19 protein-coding genes are annotated in these 21,185 nt (G+C 48.9%); 2 read left to right on the plus strand and 17 right to left on the minus strand.

All coding sequences use genetic code 11. The features are described from left to right. Window positions 1–14: 14 nt before the first annotated feature. From ASF12_RS25060 to pdhA, 6 genes are all read right to left on the minus strand, one after another. Window positions 15–506, minus strand: a complete 492-nt coding sequence (locus ASF12_RS25060; RefSeq protein WP_056040686.1) for a dihydrofolate reductase — start codon at window positions 504–506, stop codon at window positions 15–17. 16 nt (window positions 507–522) lie between these two features. Beyond that, window positions 523–1,488, minus strand: coding sequence for a thymidylate synthase (locus ASF12_RS25065; protein ID WP_056040688.1), 966 nt, complete (start codon window positions 1,486–1,488; stop codon window positions 523–525). A 217-nt stretch (window positions 1,489–1,705) separates the two neighbouring features. After that, entirely contained in the window at window positions 1,706–3,121 is a 1,416-nt protein-coding gene (gene lpdA, locus ASF12_RS25070; protein ID WP_056040690.1) for a dihydrolipoyl dehydrogenase, read from the minus strand. A 3-nt stretch (window positions 3,122–3,124) separates the two neighbouring features. Beyond that, entirely contained in the window at window positions 3,125–4,441 is a 1,317-nt protein-coding gene (locus ASF12_RS25075; RefSeq protein ID WP_056040692.1) for a dihydrolipoamide acetyltransferase family protein, read from the minus strand. A gap of 15 nt (window positions 4,442–4,456) precedes the next feature. Further along, window positions 4,457–5,434, minus strand: coding sequence for an alpha-ketoacid dehydrogenase subunit beta (locus tag ASF12_RS25080; protein ID WP_056040694.1), 978 nt, complete (start codon window positions 5,432–5,434; stop codon window positions 4,457–4,459). A gap of 30 nt (window positions 5,435–5,464) precedes the next feature. Continuing rightward, entirely contained in the window at window positions 5,465–6,544 is a 1,080-nt protein-coding gene (gene pdhA, locus ASF12_RS25085) for a pyruvate dehydrogenase (acetyl-transferring) E1 component subunit alpha (RefSeq protein ID WP_056040696.1), read from the minus strand. Between the two features lie 311 nt (window positions 6,545–6,855). Between pdhA and ASF12_RS25095 the strand changes: the two genes are divergently transcribed. Further along, window positions 6,856–7,596, plus strand: a complete 741-nt coding sequence (locus tag ASF12_RS25095; protein ID WP_056040700.1) for an alpha/beta hydrolase — start codon at window positions 6,856–6,858, stop codon at window positions 7,594–7,596. Window positions 7,597–7,716: 120 nt separating this feature from the next. Here ASF12_RS25095 and ASF12_RS25100 read toward each other — a convergent pair whose 3' ends face one another. Both ASF12_RS25100 and ASF12_RS25105 read right to left on the minus strand, forming a co-directional pair. Then, window positions 7,717–8,184, minus strand: a complete 468-nt coding sequence (locus ASF12_RS25100) for a low molecular weight protein-tyrosine-phosphatase (RefSeq protein ID WP_056040702.1) — start codon at window positions 8,182–8,184, stop codon at window positions 7,717–7,719. Next, window positions 8,185–8,817, minus strand: coding sequence for a trimeric intracellular cation channel family protein (locus ASF12_RS25105; protein WP_056040868.1), 633 nt, complete (start codon window positions 8,815–8,817; stop codon window positions 8,185–8,187). 256 nt (window positions 8,818–9,073) lie between these two features. Here ASF12_RS25105 and ASF12_RS25110 point away from each other — a divergent pair, with 256 nt between their 5' ends. Continuing rightward, entirely contained in the window at window positions 9,074–9,715 is a 642-nt protein-coding gene (locus tag ASF12_RS25110; protein ID WP_200931678.1) for a thiamine diphosphokinase, read from the plus strand. Window positions 9,716–9,769: 54 nt separating this feature from the next. Here the strand turns inward: ASF12_RS25110 and ASF12_RS25115 are convergent, their stop codons facing one another. From ASF12_RS25115 to ASF12_RS25155, 9 genes are all read right to left on the minus strand, one after another. Then, a complete protein-coding gene (locus ASF12_RS25115) occupies window positions 9,770–11,713 on the minus strand; it encodes an endonuclease MutS2 (RefSeq protein WP_056040869.1) in 1,944 nt (647 codons plus the stop codon). Window positions 11,714–12,290: 577 nt separating this feature from the next. Continuing rightward, window positions 12,291–13,091, minus strand: a complete 801-nt coding sequence (locus ASF12_RS25120; protein WP_155973460.1) for an MBL fold metallo-hydrolase — start codon at window positions 13,089–13,091, stop codon at window positions 12,291–12,293. Next, a complete protein-coding gene (locus ASF12_RS25125) occupies window positions 13,088–13,762 on the minus strand; it encodes a GNAT family N-acetyltransferase (RefSeq protein WP_056040709.1) in 675 nt (224 codons plus the stop codon). Before ASF12_RS25125 ends, ASF12_RS25120 begins: the two co-directional genes overlap by 4 nt. A 34-nt stretch (window positions 13,763–13,796) precedes the next feature. Further along, window positions 13,797–14,468, minus strand: coding sequence for a GNAT family N-acetyltransferase (locus ASF12_RS25130; RefSeq protein WP_056040711.1), 672 nt, complete (start codon window positions 14,466–14,468; stop codon window positions 13,797–13,799). Between the two features lie 27 nt (window positions 14,469–14,495). Continuing rightward, window positions 14,496–15,356, minus strand: a complete 861-nt coding sequence (locus ASF12_RS25135) for a carbon-nitrogen hydrolase family protein (protein WP_056040713.1) — start codon at window positions 15,354–15,356, stop codon at window positions 14,496–14,498. 17 nt (window positions 15,357–15,373) lie between these two features. Beyond that, window positions 15,374–16,729 carry a HAMP domain-containing sensor histidine kinase gene (locus tag ASF12_RS25140; protein ID WP_056040715.1) on the minus strand — a complete coding sequence of 452 codons (1,356 nt, stop codon included), beginning with the start codon at window positions 16,727–16,729 and terminating at the stop codon, window positions 15,374–15,376. Then, window positions 16,726–17,424, minus strand: coding sequence for a response regulator transcription factor (locus tag ASF12_RS25145; protein ID WP_046232574.1), 699 nt, complete (start codon window positions 17,422–17,424; stop codon window positions 16,726–16,728). The genes ASF12_RS25140 and ASF12_RS25145 overlap by 4 nt, the downstream gene beginning before the upstream one ends. A gap of 259 nt (window positions 17,425–17,683) precedes the next feature. Next, entirely contained in the window at window positions 17,684–19,240 is a 1,557-nt protein-coding gene (locus tag ASF12_RS25150) for an ABC-F family ATP-binding cassette domain-containing protein (protein ID WP_056040717.1), read from the minus strand. 264 nt (window positions 19,241–19,504) lie between these two features. Next, entirely contained in the window at window positions 19,505–21,142 is a 1,638-nt protein-coding gene (locus ASF12_RS25155) for a serine/threonine protein kinase (RefSeq protein WP_056040719.1), read from the minus strand. Between the last annotated feature and the right edge of the window lie 43 nt (window positions 21,143–21,185).

Genomic DNA, 21,185 nt, shown 5'->3' on the forward strand with positions numbered 1-21,185 from the left:
CGCGAAAAACCGATTCAACGGTTTATACGTTTAAAAGTTTGCCATGTAAAATCATGCAAATTGCGTTCATCCTTGCGATGAGGAATAGCTTCCACTAGCTCCCAATCGGCTTCATTGAACATAGGAAAAAAAGCGTCGCCACCCACTACTTCCACATCAACAGCTGTCAGGTAAAGCTTGTCTGCAATCGGCAGAAACTGCGTATAAATTTCCGTTCCGCCAATAACCATAAGCTCTTCCTCGCCGAAACGCGACAAAGCCTCCTCGATGGAATGAACGGCCTCACAGCCCTCTGAGGCAAAATCAGACTGCCTAGTTAAGACGACGTTATGGCGGTCCTTCAGCGGCTTAGGCAGCGATTCAAACGTCTTACGGCCCATTAAAACGGTTTTGCCAAGCGTGTGCTTCGTGAACAGCGCCATCTCCGCTGGAAGCCGCCACGGCAGCTTATTGCCGATCCCAATCGTTCTGTTGCGGTCCATCGCTGCTATTAATGTAATCGACATCGTTTGTCCATCCCTTCTATACAGCTACAGGCGCTTTGATTGCAGGATGAGGCTGGTAGTTTTCCAGTACAATATCATCCACTTCTACATCAAACAAGGAGCTCACATCTGGATTAATCCGTACTTGCGGAAGCGCGCGAGGTTCGCGGGCAAGCTGCGTCTTAATCTGCTCCATATGATTGGAATAAATATGCGCGTCCCCAAGCGTATGCACAAATTGTCCAGGCTGCAAGCCACATTCATGGGCAATAAGCAACGTAAGCAAGGCATAGCTGGCAATATTAAAAGGAATTCCGAGAAATATATCTCCACTGCGCTGGTACAGCTGGCAAGAAAGCTTGCCTTCTGATACGTAAAATTGAAACATCGTATGACAAGGCGGTAGAGCCATATTTCTAGGAACGTCCTCTGGATTCCATGCGGAGACAATCATTCTCCGGGAATCGGGATTCGTCTTAATCGTATGAATAACATCCTTCAATTGATCAATGGATTCGCCTTGCGAGGTTCTCCAGTCGCGCCATTGCTTTCCATATACATTGCCGAGCTCGCCGTACTTTTCTGCAAAAGCGTCATCCTGCAAAATTTGCTGCTTGAACAGCTCCATTTGCTCCAAATAAAGCACATTAAAAGCTTCATCGCTTTGCGAACGCAGGCCAAAGCCGGTCATGTCTGGACCTGTATAATCAGAGCTCTCTATCCACTTCTTAAAGGCCCATTCATTCCATATATTATTGTTGTGCTGGAGCAGGTACCGAATATTCGTATCGCCTTTAATAAACCATAACAGCTCGCTGACAACCAGCTTAAACGGTACACGCTTCGTCGTAATAAGCGGAAAGCCTTCGTTTAAGTCGAAACGCATCTGGTAGCCAAACGTGGAAATCGTGCCCGTTCCGGTACGATCCTCCTTGACCGTGCCGCGTTCCAGAACGCTGCGCAGCAGCTGCAAGTATTCGTTCTCACTAGTATGAACACTCATTCCCTTACAACTCCTATTTTGGACATATAGATTTGTATTATATCATTATAGTCAATCATTTAAAATAGTTGCCTCTGCTGATTCCGTATAAATTCTCATCAAAGCACATAATTATTAATTTTTTATAAAAAAAGGCCCGCAGGCTTCAGCAGCCGCGGGACCTCTTCAATAGCCGCCGCAAATGCGGCGACTGTATTTAGTGAATCATAACAATCAATTACTTAAGAACCGTGTGGATCGGGTGGCCAAGCGCTACTTCTGCAGCGTCAAGCACGATCTCACCCAGTGTTGGATGCGCATGGATCGTAAGGGCGATATCTTCAAGCGTAGCGCCCATTTCGATTGCAAGACCAAGCTCAGCAATCATATTGGAAGCTTCCATACCGACGATATGCGCGCCAAGTACAAGACCGCTGTCTGCATCCGCAACGAGCTTCACGAAGCCTTCATTCGCATTAAGCGACATCGCGCGTCCGTTGATAGCAAATGGGAATTTGCCCACTTTTACATTATGTCCTTTGTCTTTTGCATCCTTCTCCGTGTAGCCAACGCTTGCGCATTCTGGATCAGAGAAGCAGACAGCAGGAACACATTTATAATCAATCACGCTAGGCAGGCCGGAAATAACTTCTGCCGCAACGCGTCCTTCATACATTGCTTTGTGAGCAAGTGCAGGACCAGCAATAATATCGCCGATTGCATAAACGTTTTTGTTGCTAGTACGGCATTGATCATCAACCTCGATCAGACCGCGCTCGCCAACTTTAATGTTAGCCAGTTCAAGACCAAGATCGCCATCTGTGTTAGGGCGACGGCCAACTGTAACAAGCAAGTAGTCTGCTGTTACTTTTTCTTCTTTATCGCCGACTTTGTAAGTCAACGTTACATCGTTATCCGTTTGCTCAGCACTTTGTGCAAGCGCGCCCGTTACGATATCGACTTTTGTACCTTTAAGCTTCTTAACGACAAGAGAAGACATGTCTTTGTCGAAGCCAGGCAGAATGCTGTCTCCGCCCTCGATAACCGTTACTTTCGTACCGAATTTCGAGAACATTTGACCAAGCTCGATACCGATATAGCCGCCACCGATAACGATAACGCTTTTCGGCAGCTCAGGCAGCGACAAAGCTCCTGTAGAGGAGATAATACGCTTGCCATAAGGGAAAGCTTTCAGTTCGATTGGACGGGAGCCTGTAGCAATAATACAGTTTTTGAAACGGTAGCGCGGAGCTTCCTGATCGTTGAACACACGCGCTTCGTTTTCATTGATGAACATCACTTCACCATTGAAAAACTGTACTTTGTTCGCTTTAAGCAAAGAGCCAACACCGCCAGTCAATTTTTTGACAATGCCGCTTTTGAACTCCTGTACTTTGCTCCAGTCAACTTTTACATCGCTAGCTGTAATACCGAATACATCAGCGTGGCTGATGGACTCATATTGATGGGAAGCGGAAATCAGAGCTTTGGATGGGATACAACCCACGTTCAAACAAACGCCGCCTACATATTCCTTATCTACACAAAGCACGCTTTGTCCCAATTGCGCAGCGCGGATTGCCGCTACGTAACCACCAGGACCTGCACCAATGACTAAAGTATCGATATCTAATGAAGCATCTCCAACAACCATCGTTTATACCTCCATAATGAACAGTTCTGGGTTGCCCAGCAGCTGTTTAATGTAGTTCATAAAGTTTTGAGCGGTTGCGCCATCGATTAGACGGTGGTCGAAGCTCAGTGACAGAGCCATTACAGGAGCAGCTACGATCTCGCCGTTGCGTACGATTGCTTTTTCGGAAATACGTCCAGTACCGAGGATTGCAACTTCAGGGAAGTTGATAACCGGTGTAAAGAACATACCGCCTGCCGAACCAATATTGGAAATAGTAATCGTGCTGCCTTTCAGCTCGTTAGCCGAAAGCTTGCCATCGCGTCCACGAACAGCCAGATCACGAATCGAGTCAGCCACTTTCCAAATGTTTTTGCGATCCGCATCTTCAATAACAGGAACGATCAAGCCGTTGTCTGTATCTGTTGCGATACCGATGTTGTAATATTTGCGCAAAACGATTTCTTGATTAGCTTCGTCAAGCGTCGCATTCATAATTGGGAATTCACGGGCAGCAGCTACGAGCGCCTTCACGATGAATGGCAAGTACGTAAGCTTAGCACCTTTTTTCTCTGCATAAGGCTTGTATTTTGCACGAAGTGCCACAAGCTCAGTAACGTCCACTTCATCCATGATCGTTACATGCGGAGCTGTATAAACGGATTTGGACATAGCGCCCGCAATAATTTTGCGAATGCCTTTAAATGGCAAGCGCTCTTCCGGACGGTAAGCTGTACCAGCAGCAACTGGAGCTGCTTTCGCTTCGCCAGCACCTTTTGCAGTTGCGTTGTCTTGCTGCTCAGCCGGAGCCGCTGCTTGATCGGCTGCTGCAGAAGCAGAACCGTCAAAGCCAGTAACATCTTCACGCGTAATACGGCCGTTTTTGCCAGTGCCGCTTACTTGCGTCAAATCAACATTTTGCTCGCGAGCGAACTTGCGAACGCTTGGTGTAGCAAGCACAGAAGCATTTGTAGCTTTAGGAGCTTCTTTAGCTGTTTCTGCTGCTGGAGCATCTTTAGCCGCTTCTGGAGCTGGGGCCGGAGCCGCCTCTTCCTTCTTAGGCTCTTCAGCTGCCGGAGCTGCTTGCTCAGGCACTTCGCCTTCCGCATCAATCAAAGCGACTACTTCGCCTACGTGGCAAACTTGGCCGTCTTTAACTAAAACTTCAAGCACTGTTCCGTTAACCGGACATGGCACTTCAACAATTGCCTTGTCGTTTTGCACTTCCATAATAATGTCATCATCTGTTACTTTGTCGCCGGCTTTAATGTGCACTTTAATAATCTCGCCTTCGTGCAAGCCTTCGCCAAGCTCAGGGAAACGATATTCGAATTTAGCCACCGCGTGTATCCTCCTTTAGAAATCAAGTACTTTTTGGACAGCTGCAGAAATGCGGGCTACCGTTGGAAGCCATGCATCCTCAACTTGCGCAAACGGATAAACGGTATCCGGACCTGCAACCCGAAGCACTGGAGCTTCCAGGTGCAGAATTGCTTTTTCATTAATTTGAGCGATTACTTCAGCGGCAACGCCGGAAGTTTTTTGCGCTTCTTGAACGACAATTGCACGGTTCGTTTTTTGGATCGAAGCTACAATAGTATCGATATCGAGAGGCACAAGGGAACGAAGGTCGATAACCTCAGCCTTGATTCCTTTTTTCTCAAGCTCGTCAGCTGCTTTGACAGCCGTGTGAACCATCAAGCCGTAAGCAATGATTGTAACGTCGCTGCCTTCACGAACGACATTGGCTTTGCCGATTTCAACCGTATATTCGCCTTCTGGCACTTCTGTACGGAAAGCATGGTAAAGGTTCAAATGCTCCATGAAAAATACAGGGTCATTATCGCGAATAGCCGAAATAAGAAGACCTTTTGCATCGTAAGGATTGGATGGAATAACAACTTTGATACCTGGCGTCTGTACTGCAAGACCTTCCAGGGAATCCGTGTGCAGCTCAGCTGCTTTCACGCCGCCGCCGAAAGGCGTACGGAATACGATTGGCGAGTTGTAGCGTCCGCCGGAACGGTAACGCATACGAGCCGCTTGAATGAACATTTGGTCCATCGCTTCATAGATGAAACCTACGAATTGAATTTCGGCAATTGGGCGGAAGCCTTGAATCCCCATACCCACTGCCAAACCGCCGATAGCGGACTCGGCAAGCGGCGTATCAAATACGCGGTCTTCGCCAAATTCAGCTTGAAGGCCTTCAGTCGCACGGAACACGCCGCCGACTTTACCAACATCCTCGCCAAAAAGTAGTACATTCGGATCCCGTTTAAGTTCAACGCGCATTGCGTCACGGATCGCTTCTTTCATATTCATTTGAGCCATGATCTATAGTTCCTCCTTCGTTAAAGGCTATTATTTGAAATCAGCTTTTTGCTCTTCGAGGTGCTGCGGCGTTGTTTCAAACATCGAGTCAATCAAGCCTTCAACCGTCATTTTTTCAACAGCTTCTGCTTTCTTGATTTGCTCGTTAACAGTCGCTTTCGCTTCTTCCTTCACGCGAGTCGTATCCTCTTCTGACCAGAGACCTTTGCTTTCCAAATATTTGCCGAAACGAATGAGTGGATCTTTAGGAGCCCATTCCGCTTCCTCATCTTTGGTGCGATATTTTGTCGTATCATCCGCCATGGAATGCGCACGATAACGGTAAGTAAGAAGCTCGATCAGCGTAGCGCCTTCGCCGTTGCGGCCGCGCTCAGCAGCATCTCTAACTGCTTTAATTACAGCAAGCACGTCCATGCCATCAACCTGCACGCCTTTGATACCAGCAGCAAGCGCTTTGTGGGCAACAGAATGTGCAGCTGTTTGTTTAGCATAAGGTGTTGTAATCGCATAGCCATTGTTTTGTACAACATAAATAACCGGAAGCTTGAACGCGCCTGCGAAGTTCATGCCTTCGTAGAAATCACCTTCGGAAGAACCGCCGTCGCCTGTGTACGTAATTGCTACGCGTTTTTCATTCTTTTTCTTAAATGCCATCGCAACACCAGTAGCGTGCAAAATTTGCGCGCCGATGATGATTTGCGGCATTAGAACGTGAACATCTTCAGGGATTTGACCACCATGCTGATGTCCTCTGGAATATAGGAACGCTTGGTACATTGGAAGACCATGCCATACGAGCTGCGGAATATCGCGATAGCCCGGACAGATGAAGTCATCTTTATTCAAAGCGTATTCGCTACCAATCATGGCTGCTTCTTGACCGGATACTGGAGCGTAGAAGCCCAGACGGCCTTGACGGCCCAAATTCACGGCACGATCATCCCAAGTGCGGGTAAATACCATACGGTACATAATTTCTTTTAATTGGTCGTCCGTAAGCTCCGGCATTTCATCCGGGTTAACAACTTCACCATCAAGCGACAAGACGGACAATGGTGTAACTGGCTCCGTTTGAACTTCATATGGCAGTTTGCTAAGCACTTTGCTCATTGTGAACGCTCACCTCAATCATTAATATTTGAATATTACAGTACTCTGTTATAGAATTATTATAAACCTGTTTAACAAAAATGGTCAAAGCAAAAAGCAAAAAATCCGCTGTATTTTCAACGCTTATGCCCTTTTTGTTAAGAAATTGTATATGTAACAGCTGCCACAAAGTTATATAACAGCATAATACAATGTTGAAACAGTGGAGCTTGTACAGCCTTTCCGTCTGCTGCCGATCCCGCATCACTATGGCATCTCTCTATTGTTTACCCACAAGCTCCCATTCCATTCAACCAACGGAGGAAGAAATGATGACAGATGAACGTTATTTGAAACGCACCGTCCTCAGGGAAACGGTTGCAAGCAACTATTTGCAAGATGGGCAGCGCTCGCTTCGCGTCTATTTGCCGCCCGGCTACAATGAGCTGCTGAGCTACCCCGTCGTCTACTGCCAAGACGGAGAAGACTTTTTCAACTTCGGCCGGATCGCGACAACGGCGAACCGCATTATTTTGGATGAAGGCGTAGAGCCCTTCATTATTGTTGGCGTAGATGTGAATAAAACATTTCGCACAGCAGAATATGCTCCTGACGGAGACCGCCATGAGGCTTATGTCCGCTTTTTCGGCGAGGAGCTGCTTCCCTTTATAGAAGCAAAATATCCGGTCCGGCGTGAGGCCGAGCATCGCGTACTTGCCGGCGATTCGCTTGGCGGCACCATCTCCTTTCATCTTGCGCTGGCCTATCCGCAGTTGTTCAACCGTGTACTTTCCTTATCAGGCGCCTACTTCGAGCGCTCGCTAGAAATTATGGCTGCACAGAATGACCTTTCCTGGCTGGAGCTGTACATGATTGTCGGCCTGCAGGAAACGGCATATGAAACAACAGATAGAGGCGTGTATAATTTTGTTGAATTAAACCGTGAAGCCAAAAAGCTGCTCGAAGAAAGACAAGCTCCCTTTTATTATGCGGAAAAAGAAGGCCAACATCAATGGGGCTTTTGGCAGAAAGAGCTGCCGGAAGCATTAATGTATTTTATAGAGCGCCAATAAGCGCAGCAGCCTTGCCTAACAAATGAGACAAAGCCTTGATTTCCCCCGCCCAAGGAGGAAGCCAAGGCTTTGTTTGTTTATTTTGAGCCATCCTATCAAATACATGCTAGCTTAGCTTGGTTACTTAAGCTTCACATGGTCCAGCAGCCGCTCGCAGCCTGCATCCACCAATTCAAATACATAATCGAATTGTCCCGTATAATAAGGATCTGGCACATCCGCTACGCCGCGCTCGGGCAGCAGGCTCATAAAGGTCAGCACTTCCGCATTCCCCACACGCGTTCCGAGAATTTCACGCACATCGCGCTCGTTTTTCGTATCCATACAGACAATATAGTCAAAATCCGCATCATCCTGCTGCGTGAACTGACGTGCCTTCATCCCTGTATAGGATATGCCATTCGTGTCAAGCTCTTTGCGTGTGCCCTCATGCGGCGGATGGCCGATATGCCAATCTCCCGTACCCGCCGAATCTACAATAATTTGCTCTGACAGCCCCGCCTGCTCCACCTTGCTGCGAAAAACAGCCTCCGCCATCGGTGAACGGCAAATATTTCCAAGACAAACAAACAACACTTTTTGCTTCATTTAGGCCTCTCCTTTCTCCTGAACAATTTTCTCCCGCAGCGAGCGGCGCGGCAGCTTCCATTTGTAATATACCGACAGCATCCTGAACACGATAATAAGCACGAACAGGAACAACAAATCGAGTGTTGAATGAAACCAGCCCTTGCCAATAACCAAGCCGCCAATCATCGCCCAAACGGCATAAATTTCATCCCGCAGCACAAGCGGCTTGCGCCCTGCCAGTACATCGCGAATGATGCCTCCGCCGATGCCTGTCAGCATAGCCGCTACCATCACCGCGCTGATCGGGTGGTTCATTTGCGTCGCATACAACGCGCCCTGAATCGCAAAGGCTGATAAACCGATCGCATCGAAAAAAGCTTCGCTTTTGCGCCACGTATAAATCCATTTAACCGGCAGCAAAAAAGCAATCGTCATCGCGATGAGCGCGATTTTCAGCAAGCTCCCCTGGCTCCAAAGCGAGGTAACCGGAACGCCGATCAGCAAATTCCTTATTACCCCCCCGCCAAACGCCGTAACCAGGCCCAGCACAAAAACGCCAAGTATGTCGTATTCCTCCTCCATTGCCACAACCGCGCCGCTGACGGCAAAGGCAATGGTGCCGATGATGCTGAATACGCCAAAAATCTCCAAATCCAACGTGTACGCCCCCGCTTCCGTTCTCCCGTCCGATGTCATCTATCAGACGGTATGTCCTTTCCCATTTTAGCCTCGCCGCTTTCGTAAAGCAACGACATATTTCGCCAAATCTCTGCCGATTTTCTGTCTGCTGCTGGTGTTCCTGCTCAAAGTAGCTGTATACTAGCAAAAGCGACAAGCTACAAGGTGAAACGGCTGTCGCCGTCCTTTGGCGGCAAAGCTACAAAAGTGATAAAGAAAGAAGGAAGCGATTATGCCACAACGAATAGTCATTTGCTCAGGCGGCGAGCTTGGAACTTGGGCACTGCCTCATCTGAAGCAGGATGCCTTCCGCATTGGCGCAGACCGCGGCGCACTATTTTTGGTGGAGCAGGGATATTCCCCACAGCTCGCAATCGGCGATTTTGATTCGGTCACTGACGAGCAGCTGGAGCAAATACGTTCCGCCAGCACGGAGCTCATCACCTGTGATCCGATTTATAAAGACTATACGGATACAGAAATGGCTTTGCGTTATGCGCTGGAGCAAAATCCAGATGAAATTATTTTACTGGGTGCTTTAGGCACCCGCTTTGACCATTCGTTATCGAATGTACAGCTGCTGGTGCTCGCCGAACAGCGGGGTATCCCCGCCTGTATTATCGACCAACATAACTGTATTACTGTTACTTCCTCTAAACGAATAATACAGAAAGGGCTGTATGCGAATGTTTCCCTGCTGCCCTTGTCTTCTGCTGTTTCCGGCATTACGTTAACTGGCTTTCAGTATCCTCTGCATAAAGCAAACTTGCAAATTGGCCAATCCCTTGGCATTAGCAATATACTGACGGAGACGGAAGGCAGCATTACGATTGATACTGGGCTGCTGCTCATTATTCAAAGCCGCGATTAAACATTAAACATTAAACATTAAACATTAAACAATGAGGAACTAAAAGCACGAACATTATTCAAAAGCCTCTGGCTCCATCTCGATGACCAGCCCTTCCACATGCTTGCGGCTCAGCTGTTTGCGAAGCTTGCGATTCTCCTTGGAATCGAAGACGATGCTCATATCATAATCTTCCCCAGGATAAAGCTCCTCCCTGCTGATCGACAGCTTGAGCCGCTTTCGGTTAAAGGCCAGCTTGCGGCCCTGCACCTGAACAATGACTTCTCCACGGGCATCAGCCGGACGAAAAACGATACCCAGGCGCTTGAGCGGATAAATCCATACCGCATCGCCCGCTTGAAAGGGCTGCAAGGCGCTTTTACCGGCGCCCTCTTGTTTTTTGCTGCTATTTTTGACATCAATCTCCGTATGAGCTTCGCTACTATCTTCGGCATGCACGGTTGCAGCATCTGGGTTTAACATTGTTACCTGCTGGCGGTTAACTGCGAGCTGCTCCGCACGCTGCATAACCCGCTCCGGTAAACCGTAACGGCGGGCAATGGCGAAGGCTTGGCTTTCGCCTGCCTCCCCAATGATCAATTGATACAGCGGAAGCAGCGTCTGCGGATCAAAAGCCATCCGCGCGTTCATGCAGCCCCTCGTACGGGAAGCATATTGCTTAATCTCATTAAAATGTGTCGTTGCCGCTGTTAAAGCTCTCTTCTGGTGAAGCTCCTCCAGCACGGCAATAGATAGCGCTATGCCTTCTCCGGGATCGGTGCCTGCCGCCAGCTCATCCAGCAGCAGCAAGGAGCGCGGTTCGGCAGATTCCAGCATTTCTCTGAGCACCCGGATATGCGAGGAGAAGGTGCTCAAAGATTGCTCCAAGCTTTGCCCATCTCCTAAATCGGCAATAATCGTGCGGAAAATGCCGAATCGGCTCCCTTCCTTTGCTGGAACAAGCAGTCCTGACTGAGCGAGCAGTGCAAGCAGGCCGATTGTTTTTAGTGTTGCTGTTTTCCCGCCAGTATTGGGCCCTGTTATAATGAGCTGACTCCAGCTCGTACCAAGCTCCACATCAAGTGGAACTGCCGACGGGCCAAGCAATGGATGACGAGCCTGCGATAAAGAGATGAGAGGTTCATCGGTTAATTGAAACGATTTCCCATCGTAGGAACGCGAAAGCTTGCCGCGCGCCATAATGAAATCGAAGGAGGCCATCGCCTCTAAATTAAGTCTTAGCTCAGCTTCGTGCGCATCAGCCAGATCGGATAAACCCGATAAAATAACGGTGCGTTCGCGTTCCTCCTCCGCCTCCCACTGCCGCAGCTCGACCTGCAAATCGGCTACATCAACCGGTTCTACGAATAAGGTTTGCCCACTGGCCGATTCATCCCACACCGTACCCGGTACCTGCTTGCGCAGCTCGCGCTTTACTGCAATAACAAGCCGGCCGCTCCGCTTGCTCACTATCGGCTCCTGCAAGGCTGCTTTGTATTTAGAAAGCGAAGCTTCCATTTTACGACTGATTTTGTCCTCGACAGCGTAGCGATGCCTCCTAATTTCCGCGAGCGAAGCGCTTGCCTGATCGGTGAGGCTTCCGTAGCGAATACAGCGGCTCAGCTCTTCGCGCAGCTGCGGGCAATCATGCATGGAATCTGCATAGCTGGCAATGATCGGGGCAATTGCCCGTTTGCTCGCCATGTATCTGCGCATTTGCATGACAGAAGCGAGCCATGTCTGCAATTGCTCCAGCTCCTGCTCAACATAAATGCGTCCTTTGCCAAGCAGTGCCAGAAAAGGATCAATCCCCTCCATAGCGGATAAGGGAACGCTTGCCCCCGCTGCCAGCAAGGCGGAAGCTTCCTCTGTCTCCAACAGCCATGCTTGAATCTGTCTCATTTCTATACTGGGCAGATGGCGTTCCGCTAATATTTTCCCTGCTGGAGAAACCGTATAGCCGATCAATTGTTCCTTCAATTTGTCATATTCCAAACGCTTTAGCGTAGCTTCGTGCATCATTTTCAATCGCTCCTCATTAAATTCGGTTGTATTTCCCATTTCGTTGGCGTGAATGATTCGAAATCAACCGTTTGGCGCACCTATAAAAGCCTATTTACCAAAAAAAACAGGAACAGAACGCATGAGCGTCCCATTCCTGTTTTAAACGGCTGCTGTACCTAACCAAGCATTAATCATGCCTAATGTAACCGCCACACAAATACGGTTGTCATTAGCGCGAATAACGCAAAAAAACCGTGCTGCAAGAGCACGGTGGTCAGGCCGCTGCCGAATAGCATTCAGGCGGAGTCCACATGTTCTTAACTCTTGGTATCAGAGCGCTGATGAAGATACATTCATAGAAACCTGCCTCAACTGCACAAAGCAGCCGGCAAGCCTCCATTCGCCTTCAAGCGCGATCTGATCTATCCAATTTATGAGTTAAGAACACCTGTCAACATAAAATAAACCCCTTCCTGAACCATCCAGCCAACAAAATATATCTTCAACTTACTTCAAAAACAAGCTCCTTGTCAACCCTATCGGCGTTTGCAAGAAACTTCATGCTGCTTATGCTACATTGGTCTAGGCCTAGCTATACTGTCACTTCAAGTGCTGCCCTTGCAAATTGCACAGAGGTTGGAAGCCCATAATCGCTATTCAGATCAATGTCATGAGACATATGGGTAAATATCGTATGATTCGGCTGCCAAAGTTGAAGCAGCTCAAGCGCTTCCGTTACATCATAAACAGAGCGGGTTTCATAGGCGAAGGGCTCTTTATAAAAGCTTGTTCCGAGCACAAGCAGATTAAGACCATAAAGCGGCTGCTGCTGTTCGTCCGATAGTCCAATCGCGTCTGAGCAATAAGCCCAGGAGCGTTTCTCGACCGCATGATCAAAACGAAAAGCATACGCATAGCCATTTTTGCCATGATTGATACGCCAGCTCGTTATATCCCAATTGCCCATTCGCAGATTACCGCCGTCTATGGCATGAAAATCGATTTGCCGCTGCAGCCAAGGAAAACGCGCATTAATTTCGCCAATCACCTCAGCCGCTGCAAAAGCCTCGCCCTTGACGTTCAGCCAGCGGCAAGCGTCGGCCCATTCCACAAGACCGCCAATATGGTCAAAATGGGCATGTGTAATTAAAATCCGCCTGACGAACCTGAGTCCAGCCGCTTCCATTTGCCTTCCCCAATCAGGACCGCAGTCAATACAAACCGGATCATCAGCTCCACCTGCAGGCTCTGCACCCAATCCATCAAGCTGTACGAGTGAACGCAAACGGCGATTAATGCCCGTGCTTCTCGCCTCTTCACATACAGCGCAGCTGCAATAAACACGCGGAACGCCCATCGAATCGCCTGTTCCACGAAAGGTAATACGCATTATAGCGGCAGCAGCGCGACCTGCTCCTGCTGTCGCAACTGATTGATCATATCCAGCCAAGCTTGCGGCTTGTTAGGCAGCGCCTCATAATAGCCTTCAAGGAAAGTTACGATGAGCGAAGCCGGCAAAAATGCCATATTTTCATCCGCAGGCAGGAAGCTGAGCTGAAGTCCTGTTACCGCTTGACCCTCATGATCCCAAGAAGGATGCACATATGGGAAATCCAATCGGTTATACCCAATATGCGACAATACTTCGCGGCGCACAAATGGATTCATGGGCGTTACGCCGCCAAATGCATGCTGCTCCTTCGTTTCATAGGGGTTATAAATTTCCGCGAACATTCCGATTGATTCTGTACCGGATTGTTCAGCCAGACGCGCCAAATCCTTTTCTCTAGCACGCAGCAGGAAGCGGCCAATGCCCTTGCCCGCTTGTCCGATAATAGTGAAGTCAGTCATCGCTACGCGCAGCTCAGGATAATAACGATATTCGGTGGAGCCTACTACTTTGCCATCTTCTACCGCAACATAAACATGGATGCCAGCATCCTCAAGCGGTTCTCTCCACAGCTCATAAGCCAGCACTTCCTCCGGCGGAAAAATCGTTTGAAGCAGCTTATGCAGCTCAGCAAAATAAGGGTCATCAATGGAGGTAATTCGATGGTACAGCATAAAATATCCCCTCTCCTTATGTATCGGTTGTTATTTAATCGGCAGCAAAAAATGGATTGCGCCATTCCATCAGTGCGGCATAGCCACAGGACTGCTCATCTTCCAAATAATTTGCCGCTATGCCTGTCGGCGTACGGCCGCAGCGGAGCAGGAATGAAAGAACAGGGTCGCTGTATTTTCCAGCTACGACCCCGCTAACGTAACTTTCCGGTGTTATTTCTTCTGCATAGCGATAATAGCCGGGCATCCGCCCGCCGCCAAGCAGCCTTACAAGCTGCAGGTGCACGACCGTCTCATACATCGTCTGCATTAGCCATTTTCCAATGCCCGACTTTCGGTACTCTGGAATTACACAAATATCTACCACATAAAGCGTATCGCCGCTGCGGTTATGATTGCGAATAAAACCGTTATCCGTAATCGCTTCCCAGCTGTGCGAATGTCCGTAATCGTCCATATGAATGATAAGGCCTGTCATCGAGCCGATAAGCCTGCCACCAACTTCAGCGCAAAGCGCTCCTTCGGGAAACCGGGAAACGTGCTCGGCAAGCTGCTCCTTGCTCCACCATAATTCCGCAGGAAACGGTGGCGGGAAGCTTTCGCACTGCACATCGATTAGCCCTTCAAAATCCAACTCCGTGTATCGTCTTATTACTGCCTCTACCGGTACGCCCTCATGATATACATATAATTGCTTACGAATAATGCCACATCCCTTCTGCCAGGGAAAGCTTTAATACCAATCGGTATAAAGATCGGTGCGACGGTCCCGCCATGTCGTAACGGAGCCTGCGGTACGCACATCTTCCAGCAACTTCAAATCAAGATCAGCTACAACGAGCATATCATCATTAATGATTCCTTCTGCCAAAATGCCGCCCGGCGGAAAGGGGATATCGTTTGGCGACAAAATCGCCGCCTGCCCAAAGTTGGCCCGCATCAAATCGACCTTCCGCAGCGAGCCCACTGTACCAGTCGTGACCACATATACTTGATTTTCTATCGTCCGTGCATGAGCGCTATATCGAACGCGATAAAAGCCATGGCGATCATCCGTACAGGATGGGCAAAAAATGACGTCCGCCCCTTTTGCCCTCGCCATCCGCACGATTTCCGGAAATTCGATATCATAGCAGGTTAACATGGCAATCGTGCCATATGGGGTTTGGAACACTTCCAGCCCTTCTCCCGGCGACATCGCCCAATCGCTCACTTCCGTTGGCGTCAAATGGATTTTCGACTGACGGTCGATCTTACCATCCGGATGAAACAAATGCGCAACATTGCGAAGCTTGCCGCCTTCCACTTCTACGACATGGGTTCCTGCTACAATGTGCATATTGTATTCCGCCGCCAGCTTGGTGAACAGTTCTTCATAGGCAGCTGTAAAACTCGGGAGTTTGTCAAAAGCCAATGGCGTGCCGCTGCTGTCGCTGATGGACAACAACTGCGTTGTAAAAAACTCAGGAAATAACAGAAACTGTGTGCCGTATTCTGAGGCATTGCGCACATAATGCGCGACCTGCTCGGCGAATTGCTCAAATGAGCTGATGTCGGCCAATTTGTATTGAACGGCCGCTACTCTATATTTCAAAACCGACCCTCCTACCGTTACTTTCGTTGTTTAAATTGCAATGTAATCGTCGTGCCAATATCCTGCTGGCTGAATACATCTACCTTGCCATCATGCAAATCAACAATTCGTTTGGCAATGGAAAGACCTAGTCCAGCCCCGCCAGTCGCACGGCTTCTAGCACCGTCGACCCGATAAAAACGTTCAAACAAATGCGGCAGGTCACTCTCTGGAATGCCTACGCCTCTATCCTTTACCTCAATCTTGACGATTGTTTTCACTTGGCTAACCGAAACATCAATCGAATCCTTACTATACTTTATGGCATTGTCAAGCAAAATGACGAACAGTTGTTTAATTTTTTCTTTATCGCCATACATTCTGATGATTTTCGAGCTTGTTTTAATCCGAATCGGACGATGAAACGTCGTCTGCAGCATGCCTGCCAGCTCATCGATAGCCTGAACGACATCGAACTGCTCCTGCTTCAGCCAATCCTCTTGCTCAGCTTCAGCAAGCGTAAGCATGGACTTGGTCAAATTTTGCATCCGCTTCGCTTCTCGGTCAATCGCTTCAATCGCTTCATCTCGCACTGCGGCATCGTCGCGTCCCCAGCGCTTAAGCATATTGGCGTAGCTGGAAATGACCGTCAGCGGCGTTTTGAGCTCATGAGATGCGTCTGCCACGAACTGCTTCTGCTTCTCGAACGTACGATCGAGCCGCTCAATCATCTGATTGAAAGCTCGGATCAGCTGCTGCAGCTCCGCGGATTCCTCGTGGCTGGTCGTCTCAATAACCCGCAGCTTCCCGCTTCGGTCGATTTCTCGCATCGTCGTGACCATTTGCTGGATGGGCGCTGTCAGTCTGGACGTAAACCAATACGTACCAAATATCGCGAACAAAATCGCACCCGCACTTGTTACCGTGAGAGCGGCCACTAAAATTTGCAAATAATTGTCCAGCTCGTTAAGTACTCTGTTAATTTCCAGCATGCCGACGATTTCGGTCCCATCGTATAGGGGAACGCGCATATACAAAATACGTTCGCCGCCCTTCGAAATCATTCCGGTATCATGCTGGCTGTCGAAAGCTGCTGGAAGCCCCAGCAGCACAGGGTCCGAGCCTGTAATATTGACGACCTTGCTATCTGGCTGCACAATGCGAATCATTTCATTCACATTATAATATTCACTAAGCAAATCCGAATTGTTAAGCCCTTTGCCGCTTTGGATTTGCGGATTTTCCAGCATGAGATTGACTTTGTTCGCGATGACGCGCTCTTCGCTTTCTGTCGTAATTTTAATGACATAAAAATAAACGAAAATGTTAAACAAAATCAATATAAAAATGAGCCAGAAAATCGTGAAGAGCGTAAATCGTTTACGCAGCGTCATGCGTCAGGCTCCTTGACCATATAACCAACACCCCGAACGGTATGAATAAGCTTGTGGCGGTAGCCCTTGTCCAGCTTTTGCCGCAAGTAACGGATATACACATCGACCAGATTCGTCTCGCCGATAAAATCATATCCCCATACTTCGGAGAGAATATCCTCACGGGATTTCTCTTCATTTTTGTTCTCAACCAAATAAACGAGCAATTCAAATTCTCGCGGCGTCAGCTCGATTATAATATCTTTGCGGAAAACTTTGCGCGTACGCAATTCAATCGTCAAATCGCCTACCTTAATCATATCCGAGCCTTCGGATTCACGCGGATTTTGCTGGAATATGCGCAAAATATTGCGAACGCGCGCCAGCAGCTCCTCCATCGCAAACGGCTTCGTAATATAATCGTTAGCTCCATGCTCAAAGCCGCTTACTTTATCGGGAACGGTATCTCTAGCTGTGAGCAAAATGACTGGAACTGCATTGCCCGCCTGTCTCAGACGGCGCAGCACCTCAATACCGTTAAGCTCCGGCAGCATGACATCAAGCAGCACAAGCTCCCACTCCCCTGACGAAGCCATTTCATAGCCTGTCCGTCCGTCCAAAGCCGTGCCTACTGTATAACCTTCATGCTCAAGCTCAAGCTGTAAAATGCGGGATATGCCTGCTTCATCTTCTACTACCAGGACACGTTCTTTCATCTTAAGCGTTCACCTACCTTAGCAAATAGTCTGCATGGACCCGTTTTGTACTCATCATAAAGGAATATTCAATTGAAATGCAAGCAAGCCGGACTACTGCCGCTTGCAGTCCGGCTTGCTTGTTTTCTTCAAGCGTTATTACGATCAAGGTGAAACGGCCGAAAGCCGTCCTCTGGCGGCGCGGCACGCTTCAGTCCGAGAAATATAGAGAAAGTATGGCGAAATCATATCCTTTCCTATATTTCAGGCTGCAACCCGATTAATTTTGGGTTTGCATGGACCAGCTTTCGACATCCCAAGTTTTCGTAACCCAATCCTCGTAAAAATCAGGTTCGTGGGATACGAGAACGACGGTGCCTTTGAATACGCTAAGCGCGCGCTTCAACTCGGCTTTTGCAATGACATCCAAATGGTTCGTTGGCTCATCGAACAAAATCCAGTTGCTTTCGCGCAGCATTAGCTTGCAAAGGCGAACCTTCGCCTGCTCGCCACCGCTCAATTGGTTGAGCGCCCGCGTAATATGCTCATTTTTCAAGCCGCAACGGGCAAGAGCTCCACGAACTTCACTTTGCGTCATATGCGAAAATTCATTCCATACATCATCCAGCGGCGTCATCGTAGGCGCCTTGGCTTCCTGTTCGAAATAGGCCGGATGCAAATAATCCCCGCGATAAACTTTACCGTCTAGCGCCGGAACAACGCCAAGAATCGTTTTGAGCAGCGTTGATTTGCCCACACCATTGCAGCCTACGATGGCAATTTTGTCACCGCGCTCAATGAGCATGTTCATCTTAGGCAGCAGCGGCTTATTATAGCCAATGGACAAACCGTCCGCCTCGAATACCGTTTTACCGCTAGTACGGGCCTCTTTAAAACCAAAGGTCGGCTTAGCCGCTTCCTCCGGCTTGTCAATACGATCGATCCGGTCAAGCTGCTTCTCACGGCTCTTCGCCCGTCCAGAAGTCGAAGCACGCGCTTTATTTCGCGAAATAAAGTCTTCCTGCTTCTTGATAAAATCCTTCTGCTTCTCGTAGGCATCAATATGCTGGGCTTTGTTCATATCTGCCATCTCAAGGAATTTCTCATAGTTGGCAGAATAACGCGTCAGCTTGGCAAACTCCAGATGGTAAATGATATCTACCACTTGGTTCATAAAGCCCGTATCATGGGAAATCAGGACGAACGCATAAGGGTACGACTTCAGATAGTTCGTGAGCCAATTAATATGCTCTTCATCCAAATAGTTCGTAGGCTCATCGAGCAATAAGACGGTCGGCTTCTCTAGAAGCAGCTTGGCAAGCAAAACTTTCGTCCGCTGTCCGCCGCTCAAAGCCGTTACGTCGCGTTCAAGCCCAACCGCATTCAGTCCTAGCCCATTCGCCATCTCATCGACCTTGACATCGATTAAATAGAAATCGCCAATTTCCAGCTCTTCCTGAATTTCGCCCATCCGCTCGAGCAGCTGCTCCAGCGTATCCGGATCGGCATCGCCCATTTGCAGCGCAATATCATTCAGCTCCTGCTCCAGCAGCAGCATCGGTGAAAATGCATCCTTCAGCACATCGCGAATCGTCTTGCCTGGCGTTAATTTCGTGTGCTGATCTAGATAGCCATAGCGCACGCGTGGTGTCCATTCTACTTTGCCTTCATCCTTCAGCAGCTTTCCGGTCAAAATGTTCATCATTGTCGATTTTCCCGTTCCGTTAGCGCCTACAAGGCCAACATGCTCGCCAGCCAACAGGCGGAACGATACGTTTTTGAACAAAACGCGGTCGCCAAACGTATGGGATAGTTGCTCTACTGTTAATAAACTCATTTCTACTTAGCTCCATTCATGCACTTGTTTATCGCGAGGATTTGCTCCATTCCTGTGTTGGGTGTATGACAAACAAAGCCTCATCGTATGAAAACGCCCGCAACACCTAGCCTATTCGGTCTTCGTGTCGGTACGCAATACTTGTCGTTTTTAAGCTTATATATGTTTATGCCCGACCTATTGTACCACAAGAGCTGCGCTATTGTGTAAAAATCAATGCGGATTTTGTCTCTTGAAGGGTACTGTCTAGCATCTTCGGCATCCTCATTTCCCTTTCCCCTTATTCAGCATTCGGCTAATTAACACAAGCAGCGGATCAAATGACTGCTTTACAGGCATGCAAAGCCGTTTGTCCTCCGTCACCCATTTGCCGCTCCAAAGCACTTTAAGCCATTCAGCTGCTGGCAGCATAGGCAGCGCTGCTAGTGGCCGCTCCGGCAGTAATTGCAGCCATTGCTCCCGCTCCACGAAGCGGTTATCCTTATTCGCCAGCCATACGAGACGACCTTCCTGAGCATTCAGCTTCTGCTGAAGCGTTTGAAGGCGGCGCAGCTGTGGCTGCTGCCATTTTGCCGGAAAAGGATCGGCGACTATACAGACCAGCTGGCACCGAGTTAACCACTCGCCTGCTGCCGGCTCATTGAAGCTGGAAACATCGACAATTTTCACATCATAATGCCGCTGATGCAAATAAAGCTCCCATTTTTCCAAGTCGAACGTTTCTTGCTCTATTTGGGCAGGTTTTTGGGCAAGCCATTGAATAACGCCTTCCTGCCAAGTCCAATAATGATGGAAGACCTGCCTTCCACTCGCATATTGGGAGGGCAGGAGCGCATGCCATTCCGGCCGATTACTTGGAAATTCAGCTGCAAGACAGCTCAATCCCCCTTGACCAAGCAACTTGGCTAATGTAATAGCTGCAAAGGTTGCCCCCGCTCCGGGTGACAATGGCCATACGCCAATCGTTATTCCATTTGCCGCGCTAATGTGACCTTGCCTGCCTGGGAAGCCCGATGACAGACGGACATGATCGCCACTCAGTTGAACGATAGCCAGCAGTTCGCGCTCTACTTGCTCCATATTTGCGATGCGCTCCTCAAGCCGATAGGCGAGCATCCGGCTAAGCACATGAGCCAGCATGGCAGAGCCCTCTGTCTTCATTCGCCCCTTCCACTTGAAATGAGGCTCTAGGCGTGGAACAACGGGTACGGGCTCATAGTACTCGCCCCCGCTCGCCAAATAATAGAGCAGTGCGCCAAGCCCATATACATCGGTTCGGGGATCGCTTCGGCCGCTGCCCTGGTACTGTTCGGGAGCGGCAAAGCCCGGCGTTCCAAGCTTTGCGGTATCTTGTCCGCCATTTGCCTTAACCTGCCTTGCAATGCCAAAATCAATCAGGCGCAAATGTCCGCTCCCATCCTCTATCATGACATTAGACGGTTTTAAATCCCGGTGAACCATTTGCGGCGTTTGACGGTGCAGATAGTTAAGTGCCGAACACAACTGAAGTCCAAGCTGGGTCACCTCTAACAGTGTTATTTGGAGCTGTCGTTTTTGAAACTGTGCTGCAAGCGTTTCTCCATGAATGAAGTCCATCACAACTGCATAGACAGATTGTTTATGTATCGGAAACGCATCCACTATATGAGGGAGATTCGGATGATTTAACCGCACCAGCATGGCTGCCTCTGCGTTAAACGAATGAGTCCCGCCCGCCTCCTCCTCTATAGATATAGGCGTAATTTTAATGGCCCGCAGCTTGCCTTGCAGCTTTCGATCTTCCACCGCATATACGATGCCCATTCCACCCTTGCCGAGCACTGAGATAATTGCATAGCGATCCGCTATTATTGAACCCGTCTCCCAAAGCGGGAGTTCAACCTCCGCTCCGCTTCCTCCCATTCATCCCACCCTTTCCGTATGAATGCAAAAAATCCCGGCTGGA

This window comes from Paenibacillus sp. Leaf72 (assembly GCF_001422685.1).
Lineage (GTDB): Bacteria > Bacillota > Bacilli > Paenibacillales > Paenibacillaceae > Pristimantibacillus.

Coding starts and splice junctions, on each gene's coding strand:
- ASF12_RS25100 (WP_056040702.1), bottom strand. CDS start 8,184: ATGAAGCAAAAAGTGTTGTTTGTTTGTCTTGGAAATATTTGCCGTTCA.
- ASF12_RS25060 (WP_056040686.1), bottom strand. CDS start 506: ATGTCGATTACATTAATAGCAGCGATGGACCGCAACAGAACGATTGGG.
- ASF12_RS25155 (WP_056040719.1), bottom strand. CDS start 21,142: ATGGGAGGAAGCGGAGCGGAGGTTGAACTCCCGCTTTGGGAGACGGGT.
- lpdA (WP_056040690.1), bottom strand. CDS start 3,121: ATGGTTGTTGGAGATGCTTCATTAGATATCGATACTTTAGTCATTGGT.
- ASF12_RS25150 (WP_056040717.1), bottom strand. CDS start 19,240: ATGAGTTTATTAACAGTAGAGCAACTATCCCATACGTTTGGCGACCGC.
- pdhA (WP_056040696.1), bottom strand. CDS start 6,544: ATGAGCAAAGTGCTTAGCAAACTGCCATATGAAGTTCAAACGGAGCCA.
- ASF12_RS25095 (WP_056040700.1), top strand. CDS start 6,856: ATGACAGATGAACGTTATTTGAAACGCACCGTCCTCAGGGAAACGGTT.
- ASF12_RS25080 (WP_056040694.1), bottom strand. CDS start 5,434: ATGGCTCAAATGAATATGAAAGAAGCGATCCGTGACGCAATGCGCGTT.
- ASF12_RS25115 (WP_056040869.1), bottom strand. CDS start 11,713: ATGCACGAAGCTACGCTAAAGCGTTTGGAATATGACAAATTGAAGGAA.
- ASF12_RS25125 (WP_056040709.1), bottom strand. CDS start 13,762: ATGCTGTACCATCGAATTACCTCCATTGATGACCCTTATTTTGCTGAG.
- ASF12_RS25065 (WP_056040688.1), bottom strand. CDS start 1,488: ATGAGTGTTCATACTAGTGAGAACGAATACTTGCAGCTGCTGCGCAGC.
- ASF12_RS25140 (WP_056040715.1), bottom strand. CDS start 16,729: ATGACGCTGCGTAAACGATTTACGCTCTTCACGATTTTCTGGCTCATT.
- ASF12_RS25145 (WP_046232574.1), bottom strand. CDS start 17,424: ATGAAAGAACGTGTCCTGGTAGTAGAAGATGAAGCAGGCATATCCCGC.